The organism is Sphingobacterium sp. CZ-UAM (genome assembly GCF_002000245.1).
Classification (GTDB): Bacteria; Bacteroidota; Bacteroidia; order Sphingobacteriales; family Sphingobacteriaceae; genus Sphingobacterium.
Genome location: NZ_MTCM01000001.1, coordinates 664,870 through 679,897, shown reverse-complemented (window position 1 = coordinate 679,897; position 15,028 = coordinate 664,870). Strand labels below are relative to the sequence as shown.

General features: G+C 40.1%; 14 protein-coding genes. 6 read left to right on the top strand and 8 right to left on the bottom strand.

Annotation, left to right across the window (positions count from 1 at the left end; genetic code table 11):
- Positions 1-7 precede the first annotated feature (7 nt).
- The gene (locus tag BWD42_RS02830; RefSeq protein ID WP_077432957.1) at positions 8-994 is read right to left on the bottom strand and encodes a glycosyltransferase family protein; all 987 of its coding nucleotides are present in this window, start codon (positions 992-994) and stop codon (positions 8-10) included.
- 174 nt (positions 995-1,168) lie between these two features.
- Here BWD42_RS02830 and BWD42_RS02825 point away from each other — a divergent pair, with 174 nt between their 5' ends.
- Together BWD42_RS02825 and BWD42_RS02820 are read left to right on the top strand one after the other, a co-directional pair.
- Positions 1,169-2,122 (top strand): zinc dependent phospholipase C family protein, encoded by a 954-nt coding sequence (locus BWD42_RS02825; protein WP_077432956.1) that lies wholly within the window; start codon positions 1,169-1,171, stop codon positions 2,120-2,122.
- 237 nt (positions 2,123-2,359) lie between these two features.
- Complete coding sequence (locus BWD42_RS02820; RefSeq protein ID WP_077432955.1) at positions 2,360-4,246, top strand: TonB-dependent receptor plug domain-containing protein; 1,887 nt, start codon at positions 2,360-2,362, stop codon at positions 4,244-4,246.
- Positions 4,247-4,415: 169 nt separating this feature from the next.
- Here BWD42_RS02820 and BWD42_RS02815 read toward each other — a convergent pair whose 3' ends face one another.
- The 3 genes from BWD42_RS02815 to BWD42_RS02805 all read right to left on the bottom strand — a co-directional run bounded on the left by BWD42_RS02815 (position 4,416) and on the right by BWD42_RS02805 (position 6,592).
- Positions 4,416-5,129 (bottom strand): ThuA domain-containing protein, encoded by a 714-nt coding sequence (locus tag BWD42_RS02815; protein ID WP_077432954.1) that lies wholly within the window; start codon positions 5,127-5,129, stop codon positions 4,416-4,418.
- Positions 5,130-5,267: 138 nt separating this feature from the next.
- A complete protein-coding gene (gene aroB / locus BWD42_RS02810; RefSeq protein WP_077432953.1) occupies positions 5,268-6,335 on the bottom strand; it encodes a 3-dehydroquinate synthase in 1,068 nt (355 codons plus the stop codon).
- A gap of 50 nt (positions 6,336-6,385) precedes the next feature.
- Positions 6,386-6,592, bottom strand: a complete 207-nt coding sequence (locus tag BWD42_RS02805) for an RNA-binding S4 domain-containing protein (protein WP_077432952.1) — start codon at positions 6,590-6,592, stop codon at positions 6,386-6,388.
- A 95-nt stretch (positions 6,593-6,687) separates the two neighbouring features.
- On the opposite strand from BWD42_RS02805, the gene BWD42_RS02800 reads away from it, so the two are divergent.
- The 3 genes from BWD42_RS02800 to xpt all read left to right on the top strand — a co-directional run bounded on the left by BWD42_RS02800 (position 6,688) and on the right by xpt (position 10,531).
- Positions 6,688-7,884: a proline dehydrogenase family protein gene (locus BWD42_RS02800; RefSeq protein WP_077432951.1), complete on the top strand. Its 1,197-nt coding sequence runs from the start codon at positions 6,688-6,690 to the stop codon at positions 7,882-7,884.
- 239 nt (positions 7,885-8,123) lie between these two features.
- Positions 8,124-9,902 carry an AMP-dependent synthetase/ligase gene (locus BWD42_RS02795; protein WP_077432950.1) on the top strand — a complete coding sequence of 593 codons (1,779 nt, stop codon included), beginning with the start codon at positions 8,124-8,126 and terminating at the stop codon, positions 9,900-9,902.
- 53 nt (positions 9,903-9,955) lie between these two features.
- Complete coding sequence (gene xpt, locus BWD42_RS02790; RefSeq protein ID WP_077432949.1) at positions 9,956-10,531, top strand: xanthine phosphoribosyltransferase; 576 nt, start codon at positions 9,956-9,958, stop codon at positions 10,529-10,531.
- Positions 10,532-10,603: 72 nt separating this feature from the next.
- Here the strand turns inward: xpt and BWD42_RS02785 are convergent, their stop codons facing one another.
- The gene (locus tag BWD42_RS02785) at positions 10,604-11,089 is read right to left on the bottom strand and encodes a hypothetical protein (RefSeq protein WP_077432948.1); all 486 of its coding nucleotides are present in this window, start codon (positions 11,087-11,089) and stop codon (positions 10,604-10,606) included.
- Between the two features lie 164 nt (positions 11,090-11,253).
- On the opposite strand from BWD42_RS02785, the gene mnmE reads away from it, so the two are divergent.
- Positions 11,254-12,633, top strand: a complete 1,380-nt coding sequence (gene mnmE / locus BWD42_RS02780) for a tRNA uridine-5-carboxymethylaminomethyl(34) synthesis GTPase MnmE (RefSeq protein ID WP_077432947.1) — start codon at positions 11,254-11,256, stop codon at positions 12,631-12,633.
- Between the two features lie 274 nt (positions 12,634-12,907).
- Here the strand turns inward: mnmE and BWD42_RS02775 are convergent, their stop codons facing one another.
- The 3 genes from BWD42_RS02775 to BWD42_RS02765 form a co-directional block, all read right to left on the bottom strand.
- Positions 12,908-13,696, bottom strand: coding sequence for a DKNYY domain-containing protein (locus BWD42_RS02775; protein WP_077432946.1), 789 nt, complete (start codon positions 13,694-13,696; stop codon positions 12,908-12,910).
- A gap of 1 nt (position 13,697) precedes the next feature.
- Entirely contained in the window at positions 13,698-14,102 is a 405-nt protein-coding gene (locus BWD42_RS02770; RefSeq protein WP_139350999.1) for a hypothetical protein, read from the bottom strand.
- A 113-nt stretch (positions 14,103-14,215) separates the two neighbouring features.
- Positions 14,216-14,647: a hypothetical protein gene (locus BWD42_RS02765; protein ID WP_139350998.1), complete on the bottom strand. Its 432-nt coding sequence runs from the start codon at positions 14,645-14,647 to the stop codon at positions 14,216-14,218.
- Positions 14,648-15,028 lie beyond the last annotated feature (381 nt).

The window sequence follows — 15,028 nt, the reverse complement described above, 5'->3', positions numbered from 1 at the left end:
GTTTTACTTAACGGTGCTTTTGCACAATTTCCTCAATAATTTCCTGCGTTATATTAGGGTAATCAACTTCAACCCTGGATTTACTGTTTAGCCAGGCTTCTATAGCCAGCATATTTTTCTGTTTTAAACTTGAAATCACCGGAACGCCCATTTCTTCCAGTGATGCAGCATTTAGATGTTGCTCATACTGATTTTTCATTGGGACGACCAATAGTTTCTTTTTCAAATATAAGGCTTCTGCCGGGGTTTCAAAACCTGCACCACATAAAACTCCGGAGGACGAGGCCATACTTTCAATAAATGCCTGATTATTGATCGGTTTAATGGTTACGTTCTTCATCTCAAAAGGTCTCGAATTATGTTTGCTAAAGACATCCCATTTGACGTCCGGGAACTTCATTAAATGTTTCAACAGGTGTGCATCATCGTAGGCCGGCAAATAGACCGTATAATGTCCTTCGTCCGAAACACTTAGATTGCGTACGGCATTCCGGATAACTGGAGGATAAATATTTTTAGCATATCTTTTAAAATGAAAACCATAAGAATACGTCGAAGGAGCGTAATTCTTCATAATAAACTTACCCAACATATCACTTTCTTCAGGTTTGGGACTCGCAGGATCCAATGCCCCGATCTGATGACTCAAACCGATACAGTCCAGATCTTTAGAATGGCATGCCCAAGCTGAAATAGGTTCGAAATCATTAATCACGAGATCGTAACCTTCGATTGGCAGGCTTTTTATCTCGTTAGTAAATTTGCGGATGGTCGAACTCATAAAGGTTTTCCACAGGTCTACCCCGCCCGATTTACCGAAAATAAAGCTTAAACCATGAAAACGATACTTCACTTCAAAAGGCAACGAGAGATCGGCCTGAATTCCACTGACCAATATATCCACTTCTCCCAAGGCTTTCAAACAGGGAACAATATCCATAGCACGGCTCAGGTGTCCATTGCCAGTCCCTTGTACGGCGTACAATATTTTCATAATGACTGTATTTATGCAGGCAAATTAATGAATTTTAACGACTATCAATATTATTTTATTGTTTACCTATGTTAAGATAAGATAAATTAATATAAAGAATCCATAGCGTTAACCGCTTTTTTATTCCTTTTTATGTATATTTAATATTAACAATTATTTAATAACCAATTTACTATGAAAAGGTCTCCTCTCCTTTTGATACTTTCCTTTGTTATGCTGCTTATATTTAATGCATGGGGATTTTTTGCGCATAAAAAAATCAATCACTATGCCGTTTTTGCACTCCCAGCAAAGTTAGCCAATTTTTATAAGGCCAATATTGACCTTATTACCGAGAAAGCGGTCGACCCCGACAAACGTTGTTTTATCGACAGTGCCGAGGGACCACGGCACTTTATAGATATTGATGATTACCGCGAAGACCGTCAGATCGATTCAATACCCGTACATTGGTCGCAAGCAAAGGAAAAATTTCAAGAACGTCAATTACTTAAAAACGGAATTATTCCCTGGCAAATCAATTTCACCTATATAAAACTTGTAAAAGCATTCCAATCCAAAGACTACAGTAAAATTATCAAACACTCCGCAGATTTAGGGCATTATATAGCAGATGCACATGTCCCCTTACATACCACTAAAAATTATAATGGCCAGCTGACAGATCAGATCGGCATTCACGCTTTCTGGGAGAGCCGACTTCCCGAAATGTTTGCCGGTAAGTATAACCTACTTGTGGGAAAAGCTATTTATATCGAAGACCCTTTAAACGAAGCCTGGAATATTGTCCGTGAAAGCAATCAACTTGTCGATTCTGTGCTCAGTATAGAATCACTACTCAATAAAAAATTTAAAGCCTCCCAAAAAAACTCATTTATCGAACGGAATAATCAATTGCTATGGACCTATTCCGATAATTATGCAAAGGCCTATCACCATGCATTGAACGGGATGGTAGAACGAAGAATGCGTAAAACAATTCTCCGCGTGGCCTCCTATTGGTACTCTGCCTGGCTCGAAGCTGGCCAGCCCAACCTTGCCCCTACGGCTAAAATCCAACTTGAAAATAAACAGGACAGCATTGCTACACAGGATAAAAAACGTATCGGCCGCGAAGAATGGATGTAAGCAGATGTCAAATAACCCACCGGACTACACACAATATTAGTGCCGGACTATTTACTTTCTAAACCAACTGAATTAGTTTTGCGGCATAAAACCTATGATCCTCAGCGTGATTTTTAATAACCGCGAATAACCGCGAAATCACGGAAAAGGACTTCAATCGACAAAAGGCAAAAAGAGCCTATCAGATCTCTTTAAAACCAGGTTCGTTTGTGAGTATTAGGAAAATTAAATGAAATTATGTTGAACAAAAAAACAGCGCTAACGAAGCTCGCCATTATGCTGACTGTAAGTGCCACCTATGCACAAGTAAGGGATACCACAGCATTAAACGAAGTCATTATTAATCAGAACAGGCTCCAGATCCCCTTTTCAAAGCAAAGTAAAAATATACATATACTCACACAAGAGGATATTCAACGCCTACCAAACCGTTCCATTAACGAACTATTGACAAATATACCTGGTGTAGATGTACGCCAAAGAGGCCCCTTTGGTTCACAGGCTGATGTCAGTATAGATGGTGGCTCATTTGAACAAACTGCTATCCTATTAAATGGAGTTAAAATTATGGATCCACAGTCCTCGCACCATAACATGAATTTCCCTGTACCTGTGGAGGCCATCGAACGTATCGAAATAATCAGAGGTCCGGCATCACGTATCTTTGGCATCAATGCGCTAACTGGAGCAATTAATATCGTTACAAAAAAAATCGAATCCAACCAGATTAGTGCACAGGTCTATGGAGGCTCCTCATTTAAAGATAATGAACAGACAAACTCTGGTAAATATTACGGCAAAGGCGCCCAATTAGGCGCGCAATTTAGCAGTGGACTGACGAGCCATGGAATCTATTTTGGGCATGAAGATTCCAATGGTCAGCGCTACAATACAGCCTCCAATAACAACAAATTGTATTACGACGGAACTTATCAGCCCAATGCATCCAATCAAATAAAAGCGAACTTCGGCTATATTAACAATCAATTTGGTGCCAACGGATATTATGCTGCCCCAACCGACAAAGAAGCATATGAACAAGTTAAAACAGCATTCTCATCCCTGCAGTCGAAACATCAGTTGAGCAAAGACTTTTCCATCAGCCCACGAATCAGTAACAGATATAATGAAGACGAATATTGGTATCTCGGAAAACAGAGCAGCAAAGGACGGTCAAAACATTATAGCAATGTTTTTGGAGCCGAAGTAAATGCCGCTTTAGAACAGCATTACGGAACTTTTGGCCTTGGATTGGAAAGCCGGTTCGAGCGGATCAGCAGTACCGCCATTGGCACCCATAATCGCGAAAATTATGGCGGTTATTTCGAGTTCAAGACCGAAGCAATTGCCAGATTAATGATCAATGCGGGAGCCTATGTAAATTATAACTCCAAATTTGGCTGGCAGGTATTTCCGGGACTTGACTTGGGTTATAATCTGACAGAACAGTTAAAATTTGTTTTTAGTGCCGGATCCGCCCAACGCATTCCATCCTTTACAGACCTTTATACCAAACAGACAGCCAATATCGGAAATCCTGAACTGACCTCAGAGAATGCTTATCAGATTGAAGGTGGAATCAAATACCTTTCCGATCGTATCGTTGCTCAGGCAAGCTATTTCCACCGAAATATAAATGATTTTATAGATTGGCAAAAGACAGACGCTCCGGCCCCGGAAGGAACTGTGGTACCCTGGAAACCTTCGAATATTGGAAAAAATACGGTTGATGGCGTTAATGGATCTTTTCGTTATCAGCTCAATGACCCAATGGCCAGCACACGCTATTACACCACATTAAGTTATAACTATCTAAATCCGAAAATCAACGTTGAAGATGAAATCCGCTCCAAATATGCCATTGAAAATTTAAGGCATCAGGTTATTCTCAATTTTACGGTGAGTCATAAAAACTGGATGCTGACAACAGCCAACCGCTTCAACGAGCGCATCAGCTACAAGAATTATTTTATCGCAGATATAAGAGCTTCCTATCAGCTTAATGAGCTCAATATTTTCGCCGATATGCAGAATATTTTTGACAAGAGCTATATTGAAGCTGCAGCGGTTCCTATGCCCGGAAGATGGTTAAGCTTAGGTGCAAAATATAAATTCACTTACTAACACTTAAGGCTGCCAGAATACGCCTGCTCCATAAAAACGAGCAACTGTCTCCTCTACATAAAAATACCCCATCATTGATAATCAATGATGGGGTATTGGACATATTATCCCCTTAACATGAAGACATACAAGTCATCATGTATCTATAAGTAAATTTAGACAGCTTGCACTATTTTTTCGGAAGTACAGATAAAATACCTCCAATCAGATGTTTTTGAAACGCTGGCTCATCATATGACTCTTCTGTGTGCCCCAATCCAGTATAGAAAACCTTTCCACCATCATAATTTTGACTCCATGAGATCGGGTGATGATCCCCCATTTTTCCTCCGTTATAACTCTTCTCATCCAAATTCATCAATACATGTAGACCCTCTTTGACATCTTTAAAGTTATACCATTCATCCTTATGCAGCCATGTAGGCTCAAGATGTTTGGTAGCCGCATGTTTCCTATCGAGAACATCTATCTTCGCCTGCTGTACAGCTGGATGAGATGTAAAATAAGCCCCTACCAAACCGTTGTACCAAGGCCAGTCAAATTCGGTATCTGTGGCTGCATGAATCCCTACAAAACCTTTGCCCGACTGAATATAACGCATAAATGCATCTTGCTGGTTGCTATCTAAAATATCTCCGGTAGTGCTTAAAAAGATAATAGCATCGTATTTTTTCAAACCTTGGTCCGTAAATAAGGCGGCATCTTCCGAATGGTTTGAACTGATCTTTTCCTTATCCAATAATTGTTTAAGAACCCGGGCTCCCTTTTCGATACTACCGTGCCTAAATCCCTGTGTTTTACTAAAAATCAGTACCTGTTTTTGAGCATTAGCGGTCAATGTTACCGTAAAAAGAGAAAATAAAAAAATGAAGAGTTTACTCATGATTTAAATGGTTATAATTAGAATTTAGTTTAGGTTATTCTCCACAAGTTTAATTCACAGCACTTTTTTATGTATTAAAAACGTAGAGTATCGTCAAAAAAGCTGTGCACTCTCCCTGTACACAGCTTTTCCATTATTCTAGCCGCTGATTAGCTCACGGTAGAAATCAAGGCTTTCGATAATATCGTCCTCAGAGACGAAAATATCATACTGACAGCTACCTATTTTATCAAGGAGCGCAAAGCCGATCTGGTTGGATAAGTTTTTCTTATCGTTACGCATCAGATCCAACAAAGTTGTATCTATAGCTGAACTAAAGGCATAATCCGTAAAGTACCTTCTAAAAGTGGCAATCAGGTCATTCAATTCATCCAAGGAAAGGCCATTCAATTTATAAGAAAGATAACCTTCACAAATCATCCCAATGGCAATAGCTTCGCCGTGTAATAAAGGCTTGCGATCATTCAACAACGAATAGCCCTCAATGGCATGACCGATTGTATGTCCGAAATTCAGGATCTTACGAAGCCCCTTTTCTTTGGGATCATCCAGGACCACTTTATTCTTTATAGAAACGGAATGTTTGACCAGCGTATTGTCCACCTGCGTTATATCGAGCATTTTCACACGCTCATAATATGCCCGGTCAAAGATCAGCCCGTGTTTGATAACTTCTGCAAATCCAGATATCAATTGTCTCTGATCCAATGTTTTTAAAAACTGGCTTGAGATAAACACAGCCTGAGGTTGAGCAAATGTTCCGATTATATTTTTCACACTTCCCATATCGATTCCGGTCTTTCCGCCGACAGAAGCATCTACCTGCGAAAGCAAGGTTGTGGGAATCTGAATAAAGTCCATTCCACGCTTAAAAGTAGATGCTGCGAAACCTCCCATATCAGTCACAACGCCTCCGCCGAGATTAATCAGCAGCGAATGTCGGTCAGCACCAAAATCAAGCATATTCTGCCAGACCCCTATACAGAAATCTATATTTTTATTTTCTTCCCCCGGATCTACTTCTATGACATCATAGTTGGATAAATTAGGTAGGGCCTGTTGAAACAAAGGCAAACAATTGTCTAAAGTATTGCTATCTACCAAAACGATGATTTTTGAATAATTACGTTCAGCTAAAAACGTCTCCAAAGAGGCCAACGTATCATCAAAATATACCTGATAGCCCAAACTTTCTATGACTTCCATTCTACGATTCTTTAAGGTTTAAGTTTTCTATTTACCAATATTGTTTAATATTACACCAATTTTACTTCCATTCCGTCGAATTCCACAACATCACCAGGCTTCAATTTCAGTCTTTTCCGATAATCAATCTGACCGTTATACTTCACATAACCTTCAGCAACAACCCACTGAGCCATAGCACCATGCTCTACCCAATTTAAAGCTTTAAGTAACTGGATAAGCTGTATATATTCCCCTTCGATTTTAAATTCTTGCATTTCACAAAAATAGTGGTTTAACCGAGGAATACAAGAATAATCATCGTTTTAATGCTTACTAAATTGCTACATTTGCCTTATTGCAAATAAAGATTATGATTGAGAATTCTGAGCCCAGAACATTGTCCTTTGATAATACAGAGATTGCTTTTAAAAGTAAAAGCGATAAGGATTTAGAAAGAGCGTATTGGTTATTCAAAATAATAGCGAATAACTTTTTGACAAAAGTAGGTCCATCCATGACCAACTTTGCGCTGAACATTGGATTACCGATCCAGGGTATAATCCGTAGTACGATCTTCAAACATTTTTGTGGAGGAGAAACCATTGAAGGTTGTGAAACAGCCATTAATGAATTGGGTGAAAATGGTGTTGGTACGATTTTGGACTATTCGGTTGAAGGCGAAGAGACCGAAATTGCTTTTGATGCCTGTTGCAATGAAGTACTGCGTACGGTCTCCGCAGCGAGCAAGAATAAGTATATTCCGTTTTCAGTATTCAAACCGACGGGATTAGGCCGTTTTGAATTGTTCGAGAAGGTTAATGCGAAACAAACATTAACAGAATCAGAGCAGGCAGAATACCAACGTATGCTTGACCGTACCGACCGCATCTGTAAAGCTTGTCATGAAGCGGGTGTAAAGGTATTGGTCGATGCCGAACATTCATGGATCCAGGATGCCATTGATGACATCGCTCGGGAGATGATGGAGAAATACAATATGGAAAAACCTATTGTATATAATACCTACCAATTATACCGTAGCGACAAGTTGGCTTCTCTAAAAGCTGATTTTGAATATGCCAAGATCAGAGGATTCCATATGGGTGCAAAAATAGTTCGTGGAGCCTATATGGAGATCGAACGTGCCCGCGCTGCGCAAATGGGATATGCAGATCCTATCCAACCAAATAAAGCGGCTTCCGATAGAGATTACAATGAAGCCATTGAATTTATCTTGGATCACCTGGACAACTTCGGACTGATGGCGGGTACGCATAACGAAGACAGTAGCATGTTACTGGCAGAGGAAATAGACAAACGTGGTATCGACAGATCAACAGATCGTATCTATTTTGCACAATTGCTGGGAATGTCAGACAATTTAAGTTTTAATCTGGCTGCTCATGGCTACAATGTCGCTAAATATATGCCTTATGGTCCGGTTAAAGCAGTAATGCCTTACCTATTCAGAAGGGCACAGGAAAATACCTCCGTTGCAGGAGCCACTGGTCGCGAACTAGGGCTATTGATCAAGGAAAAACAAAGAAGAAAAGCTAGTCGTCGATAACGACTAGCTTTTCTTTTTCATTTCGACTTTCCACTAGACTTCACAATCCGATACTCCCACCCTTTTCTTCAGGTCAAGCCTCCGCTTGTCTCATGCCTGCCCCCTCCATTGCGAACGAGCTAATTACAAATTGATTCCCAATTATTGAAACAATTATTTATGTTTGCAAACTTTTCCCCTGAAATAAAGTTCATAGGAAAAGGCTGTTCCCATGGGACAAAAATGTATATATATTTGAAATGGAAGAAAAACTTAGATTATTTGATCTTGCCCATCAACAGATCAGCAAATATCCCGATCTCAACATGTTTGCGCATAAACTGGATGGCAAGTGGAACTATATCAAAACGGCTGATTTTCTTGAAAAGGTAGATAGTCTTTCCAAAGGGCTACTAGAGCTCGGTGTAAAGCCCAACGAAAAGGTCGGTCTTATCGCTGGCAGTAGTGTGGAATGGCACATGATAGATTTTGCCATTCAACAGATCGGTGCAGTTGTAGTGGCTATCTATCCCAATATTACTGATGCCGATTACCAGTATATCTTTAATGATGCTGAAATCAGAGTCTGTATTGTCAGTAATAAAGGGTTATATGACCGTTTGATGAATCTCACAGAATCTATCTACAGCTTAAAATATATCTTTTGTATTTCGGAACAGGAAGGCACCAGAAGCTGGAATGAGCTAAACGACCTGGGCGTCAACAGTACCGATGAAACATTAACTAAATTGCGTGAGCAGATCAAACCGGAGGATCTGGCCACATTAATTTATACCTCCGGCACTACCGGTAAGCCAAAGGGAGTCATGCTCTCCCATAACAATATTTTTTCAAATGTATTGGGCGCTGCAGAGATTACCCCCTGTAAAGCTTATGACCGGGGACTCACTTTTCTTCCCCCCTGTCATGCTTACGAGCGCATGGTGCTGTATACCTACATGTACCTGGGCTTTACCATACATATTGCAGAGTCCTTTGATAAAATTGGGGATAACCTAAAAGAAGTAAAACCGCATATCATGACCGTCGTTCCCCGTATTCTTGAGAAAGTGTATGAGAAGATCATGAAAACAGGTCATGAACTTTCGGGCGTCAAAAGAAAAGTATTTGATTGGGCAGTAAGCGTAGCTGAAGAATACGATCCTAATCCTGCCAAGAGAAGTTTCGCCTATAATATGAAGCTCAAACTTGCCAAACAGCTTGTGCTCAACAAATGGTATGAAGCTTTGGGCGGCGAGCTGTTGACCGTAGCCTCGGGTTCGGCCTCGCTGCATAATAGGCTGACACGCGCTTTTTTAGCGGCCGGAATCCCATTATATGAGGGATATGGCATGACTGAGGCCTCACCTTTGATCTCGGTCAACCATTACATCAAAGGAATACGCATCGGTACCGTTGGTCTTCCTGTTCGCTTCGTAGAAATCAAGCTAGCCGAGGACGGCGAGATATTGGTCAAAGGACCTAATGTCATGTTGGGATATTACAAAAATAAAGCAGAGACGGACAAAACGATCATTGACGGCTGGTTACATACCGGCGACATCGGTAAATGGGAAGATGAAAAATTCCTAAAAATTATCGACCGAAAAAAAGAAATGTTCAAGATTTCAGGCGGCAAGTATGTTATCCCACAGCCTATCGAGACCAAACTCGTGGAATCCAAATTTATTGAGCAAGCCATGGTCATCGGCGACGGAATGAAATTTGCGTCCGCATTTATTGTCCCCAATTATTCCCACCTATTGGATTGGGCTAAAAACGATGCTCCAGAATTAGCAGATATGAGCAAAGAGGACTTCCTGACCAGTCCTCCCATTATCAAAAAAGTAAATCAGGAAGTACGTCGCGCCAATCAACATTTTGGCAATTGGGAACAGATTAAGAAGCCTATTATTTTAAAGGATGAATTCACGATTGAAAATGGGGAGCTGACGCCGACCTTGAAAATGAAACGTAAAGTTATTCTCGAACATCATCAGGAAGAATTCAATAACTTATATCAAATGGAGACCGATTAACCGCGTCACTCCTATTTGAGTATATCTTCGCAATTATTTATAAAAAGTATCACATGAAATTATTAAAGGATAGAATCCTTAATGACGGTAAAAGTCTCTCTGGGGGCATATTGAAAGTAGACAGCTTTATCAATCATCAGATGGATCCTGTATTGATGAAGTCTATTGCTGTAGAATTTGTACGTCGTTTTGCAGATCTACCCATCAACAAGATCATCACTGTTGAAGCGAGTGGCATTGCGCCAGCTATCATGCTTGGCTACCTACTCGAGCTCCCTGTAGTTTTTGTTAAAAAGGCCAAACCCAAGACCATGGGCGATATGTATACGAGTGAAGTGCATTCCTTTACCAAAAATCGGACTTACGATATCTGTGTGAGCAAGGAATTTTTGACAGCGGATGACAAGGTACTCTTTATAGACGATTTTTTAGCGAATGGAAATGCAGCATTCGGTATATTGGACCTCATTCAGCAATCTGGCGCAGCAGTACTTGGTATGGGTTTTATTATTGAAAAATCCTTTCAGGAAGGTGGCAACAGACTGCGCGAATTACCCCATATCAGGATAGAATCTTTAGCACGGATAAAATCCTTAGAAGTGGGCAAAGTCAGTTTCGAAGAAAATTAACAGCATAAATTAAAAGCCTCAATTCCATAAAGAATGAGGCTTTTAAACTTAAACAACAAGATAAATTATATTTTAATCCCAGCGGTAGTCATCATAAAAATCTTCGGGATGTCTACTTATCGGCACATCTTTCACCACACGGATGTTAGCTGCTCCCAGGTTCACGTTTAGCATGAAAGAAGGTACACTTGCCGAAAAACTCCAGCGTCCGTTTCTCATATAAACATATCCATTACGATAAGGGTCATAAAATGTTTTATAGTCTCTGAAATAAACGTGATGTCTATTATCGTATCGATGCGCTCGCGCCCAGGCTGGCGGGCCATGTCTGTATTGTTTGCGATAACTCTTGGCTACCTTTTCATAATATTTCCGATCTTCCTTATCTCTTTTTTCCCAGTATTTCCGTTCTTCCCGATCCCTTTTTTCCTCGTATTTCCGGTACTCTTTATCATGCTTCCATTCGCGATCATGTCCACGATGTTGAGCTGAAGACTCTTTTGGGGAGAGTAAGGTAAGTCCCCCAATTGCCAATGCGAAGTATATCATCTTTTTCATAACCCATCATTTAAATTATAAATCAAATACGTTTTTGCTAATTTTTATAAGCATTTCTATCAGTATGACATCCGTGTTTGAACAAAGGTTTAATCCATCATTGTAAATTTAATTTGTTCGGCCATTGGGCGCTTCATTCAGCCAATTTAACGTATCTTTGCAGCATGTCCAATACAGGTTATATTACTGAAGATACAATAGTCGCATTGGCGACATCGGCTGGTAAGAATGGTGCAATTGCTGTCATTCGTGTCTCAGGTCCACAGGCCATTACAATCACCAATGACATTTTCAAAGGTAAGGATCTGCTCCAGCAGGCCTCACATACCATCCATTTTGGCACCATTCGCGATGGCGAAGAGATTATCGATGAGGTGCTTGTCTCCCTTTTTGTCGCGCCCAATTCGTATACCAAAGAAAATTCCGTAGAAATTTCCACACACAATTCCAAATATATTATTGAGCGTGTCATCAACTTGCTTATCAAACAAGGAGCTCGGGCTGCGCGCCCCGGTGAATTTACGCTTCGTGCGTTCCTCAATGGAGGAATGGATCTTTCACAGGCTGAAGCAGTAGCAGACTTAATCGCTTCCAATTCGGCTGCCTCCCATCAAATTGCCATGCAGCAGATGCGTGGCGGATTTTCCAACCAACTTAAATCCCTCCGTGAGGACTTGATCCACTTTGCTTCCCTAATTGAGCTTGAACTGGATTTCTCGGAGGAAGATGTAGAATTTGCGAATAGAGACCAGCTCAAAAATCTAATCAATAAAATAAAAGTAATTGTACAAAAACTAATTCAGTCTTTTGAACAGGGAAATGTATTAAAAAATGGTGTTCCTGTGGTTATTGCCGGAAAACCAAATGTAGGTAAATCAACTTTGTTGAATGCTTTCCTGAACGAGGAACGTGCCATTGTCTCAGACATCGCCGGAACAACGCGCGATACCATTGAAGATGAAATTAATATCCATGGGGTAACCTTCAGGTTTATCGATACCGCAGGGATTCGGGAGACCGCAGATATTATTGAGGCCAAGGGCGTTGAACGTACACGCGAAAAAATGAAACAGGCTAGATTGATTATTTATCTTTTTGATCCAATGCAGGATAAAATAGATGATGTGCAGTCACAGTTGTCCGAAATTCAAAACCTGCAAATTCCATTTTTGACGATTATCAATAAAAGCGACTTATTATCCGATCAACAAAAGGCAGCATATGCGCCACTTAATCCGCTTTATATTTCAGCAAAAGAGCAGACAGGAGTCGAAGAATTAAAAGAGGAACTGATCAACAGAGTACAACTTGGCAACCTCAACACAGACGATGTCATGGTCACCAACATCCGACATGTAGAGGCATTACAGAAGACATCCGATTCACTGGAGCGTGTATTATTTGGTATTGACAATCCGGTTACTTCGGATTTCTTGGCAATGGACATCCGTCAGGCCTTATATCATCTTGGTGAGATCACTGGAACAGTTTCCACAGATGATTTATTGGACAATATCTTCTCCAAATTCTGTATCGGCAAGTAAATACATTATAATAATTTTTCGCAGCCCAAACTAGGTACTGAATGTTTCCTTTTACTTACAAGAAAAGGAAACATTCACGACTTCTTTGACTTTTATGTCCACAGAAAAAAGATGTCCATAAAACACATCGGCTTCTTGAATACCCAGTTTGTCTGGACGCTATTTGATGCCCTTGGATTTGTAGTCCCGATGCCTGCAAAAGAACGATCGGGATAACACATCTCTCATCAGCTTGTTGTCGGATTTAGAACCGTTAAAATCAGAAGTCGCTGCATTATTTATCCAATTCGCTGATCGCCCGTTTTACATATTCATCTGCTAGATCCTCCCCTGTAATCCGATCATCCCAAGACAAATAACCATTTTTATCTTTAGCAAAACAACCGACCACCGTACTTTTGACTTTAAAGGTCTTATAGTCTACATGATCTAAAATACCTCGGCGATTCTCATAGATATGCCTTTTATCTTTAGCGTAGCAATCACCAAGCGCTACAAAAGTTGCATGATCAGCTTCTTCAAAAGTAGAAAAACTTCCACCATAGGCCATTGCATAATAGCGATAAATATGTTTTTTATCTTTATAGAATGCATTGTTCAGCTTTTGAAATGTACTGGTATCAATGATTGCATTCAATGGTTCCTCGGTATTAAAGCCCATTTTTGTAAGATAACTATCAACAAAAGTAACACCTTCATTTCCAATAGCGATCTTTTCCTTCAATCCGATATCTCCATTTTTATTAATCCATAGATCATTTTTCAAAAACCTCCATTTTAAGCTCTTATTGGTGCTATCAATAGCTTGTGCAAGCATTTTATCCCGTTGTATCGCCATCTCATGAGGGCACCGAATATGCTTTATTCCAGCAAAGCACAATAGCCCACCAAGTTTCTTTTCTTGAATAATATTTGTATCTATCTGATAGATTCCCATGCGGTATCGGTATAGATTATCCTCACCGCAGCTGTTGGCATAAGGAATCGGCTTCAAAAATGAAATAAGGCAAAAAATACAGGCAAATAGGATCACCAGCACAAATATAATTTTCAATAATTTCATACTAGGGCGTCTTTTGTAAAGAATAGGGCTTCCGGCATATCAATACTACCAAAACAATCAATATCAATTGAAATACAATGATCAAAAGCGCGAATAGTTGTGTTTGAAAAGCCCGCTCCGAAATCTGCCTTTCATTGACACGTTTCAGGTCTATCTGATTTTTGATAAGTTGTTTTTCGCAGGAATCAATATCACTCCGTTGATCCACCTGCCACTTTTGCTCACTTGCAAACTGATCATTCTTATTGGACGGAATATCCAAAGAGCTCGTCAGACCAAGGATGAGCCATCCACAGATTATAATGGTCATCACTGCCAGCACAATAACAATGCTTTTCTTTATCATAAAACCGTACCTCCCATGATTTCGATCTATACTACCATTGATTTCATTGTCCATAATCATTCCCCACCGCTATAAGCCATGCTACTTTGAGCATACGCACACCAGTTTCATTCCCTGCTGCTTTTGCTTGCATAACTCTCCAATATCTTCGGACATTGATTCCCGCTTAGAACTCACTGTTTTCTGCTACGGGATATCTTCTTCTTTGAAAAAGATTGTATTTGCCTGACCCAAAAATAGATCAGCCAACTAGAAAAACCGATATGGGCTATGGTCTGAAAAGCAAACCGGATCGGTCTTTCAGCCCAACTTATCCTTGTATAGCCCCCTCCGGTCCTGCTAAATCTCAACTTATATTCGCCTTTTCTCAGCCCCTCAATAGCCATACAGACCGCCAGTCCCGCCAGCCCCAATAGAAATATCAGCATCGCTACATGCATTACATAATATCCCAAGCTAAATACCTTTTCAATGAGGTCTTTCCCTGAACCTTTTGCCGATATAACCTTAAGTCCAAAATATACCAACATCAACAAGACGCCAGCGGTTAAACTGACAATGCCAATGCATAGTATCGCTATAAATATCACTTCTATGATATGCATTTATCTGAGATTATTTAACACCTTATATCTTAACATCTATATTAGCCAATAAACATTCGCCATCGGTTCATTTTTTGAAGAAAGACTTTTCCAATACATGCTTAGTTAAGCTTAATCTTAGATGAACCAAGTTAACACAAAGATATCAAGTTATTTTTGGTTGTCGTTAGACGAATCTTAAGTGAATCCCAACGAATCATAATTGTCTGCTACGAAGACGCTAACCCGCTATTTCTACATGTATCAAATTAATGTGCAACATATGGTCAGCTCCTGCGACATAGACCTAACAGCGCAAACATACGCGGTGGATATAAAACTAAAAATGCAAACTCAACGGACCCCCTGCACGATCATGCTTAACCATTCGACAAAGAGATC

Excerpts from the sequence above, each read along its gene's own strand:
- BWD42_RS02770 (WP_139350999.1), bottom strand. The coding sequence starts at position 14,102 with ATGATTATGGACAATGAAATCAATGGTAGTATAGATCGAAATCATGGG.
- mnmE (WP_077432947.1), top strand. The coding sequence starts at position 11,254 with ATGTCCAATACAGGTTATATTACTGAAGATACAATAGTCGCATTGGCG.
- xpt (WP_077432949.1), top strand. The coding sequence starts at position 9,956 with ATGAAATTATTAAAGGATAGAATCCTTAATGACGGTAAAAGTCTCTCT.
- BWD42_RS02805 (WP_077432952.1), bottom strand. The coding sequence starts at position 6,592 with ATGCAAGAATTTAAAATCGAAGGGGAATATATACAGCTTATCCAGTTA.
- BWD42_RS02765 (WP_139350998.1), bottom strand. The coding sequence starts at position 14,647 with ATGCATATCATAGAAGTGATATTTATAGCGATACTATGCATTGGCATT.
- BWD42_RS02775 (WP_077432946.1), bottom strand. The coding sequence starts at position 13,696 with ATGAAATTATTGAAAATTATATTTGTGCTGGTGATCCTATTTGCCTGT.
- BWD42_RS02795 (WP_077432950.1), top strand. The coding sequence starts at position 8,124 with ATGGAAGAAAAACTTAGATTATTTGATCTTGCCCATCAACAGATCAGC.
- BWD42_RS02800 (WP_077432951.1), top strand. The coding sequence starts at position 6,688 with ATGATTGAGAATTCTGAGCCCAGAACATTGTCCTTTGATAATACAGAG.
- BWD42_RS02815 (WP_077432954.1), bottom strand. The coding sequence starts at position 5,129 with ATGAGTAAACTCTTCATTTTTTTATTTTCTCTTTTTACGGTAACATTG.
- BWD42_RS02820 (WP_077432955.1), top strand. The coding sequence starts at position 2,360 with ATGTTGAACAAAAAAACAGCGCTAACGAAGCTCGCCATTATGCTGACT.
- BWD42_RS02785 (WP_077432948.1), bottom strand. The coding sequence starts at position 11,089 with ATGAAAAAGATGATATACTTCGCATTGGCAATTGGGGGACTTACCTTA.
- aroB (WP_077432953.1), bottom strand. The coding sequence starts at position 6,335 with ATGGAAGTCATAGAAAGTTTGGGCTATCAGGTATATTTTGATGATACG.
- BWD42_RS02825 (WP_077432956.1), top strand. The coding sequence starts at position 1,169 with ATGAAAAGGTCTCCTCTCCTTTTGATACTTTCCTTTGTTATGCTGCTT.
- BWD42_RS02830 (WP_077432957.1), bottom strand. The coding sequence starts at position 994 with ATGAAAATATTGTACGCCGTACAAGGGACTGGCAATGGACACCTGAGC.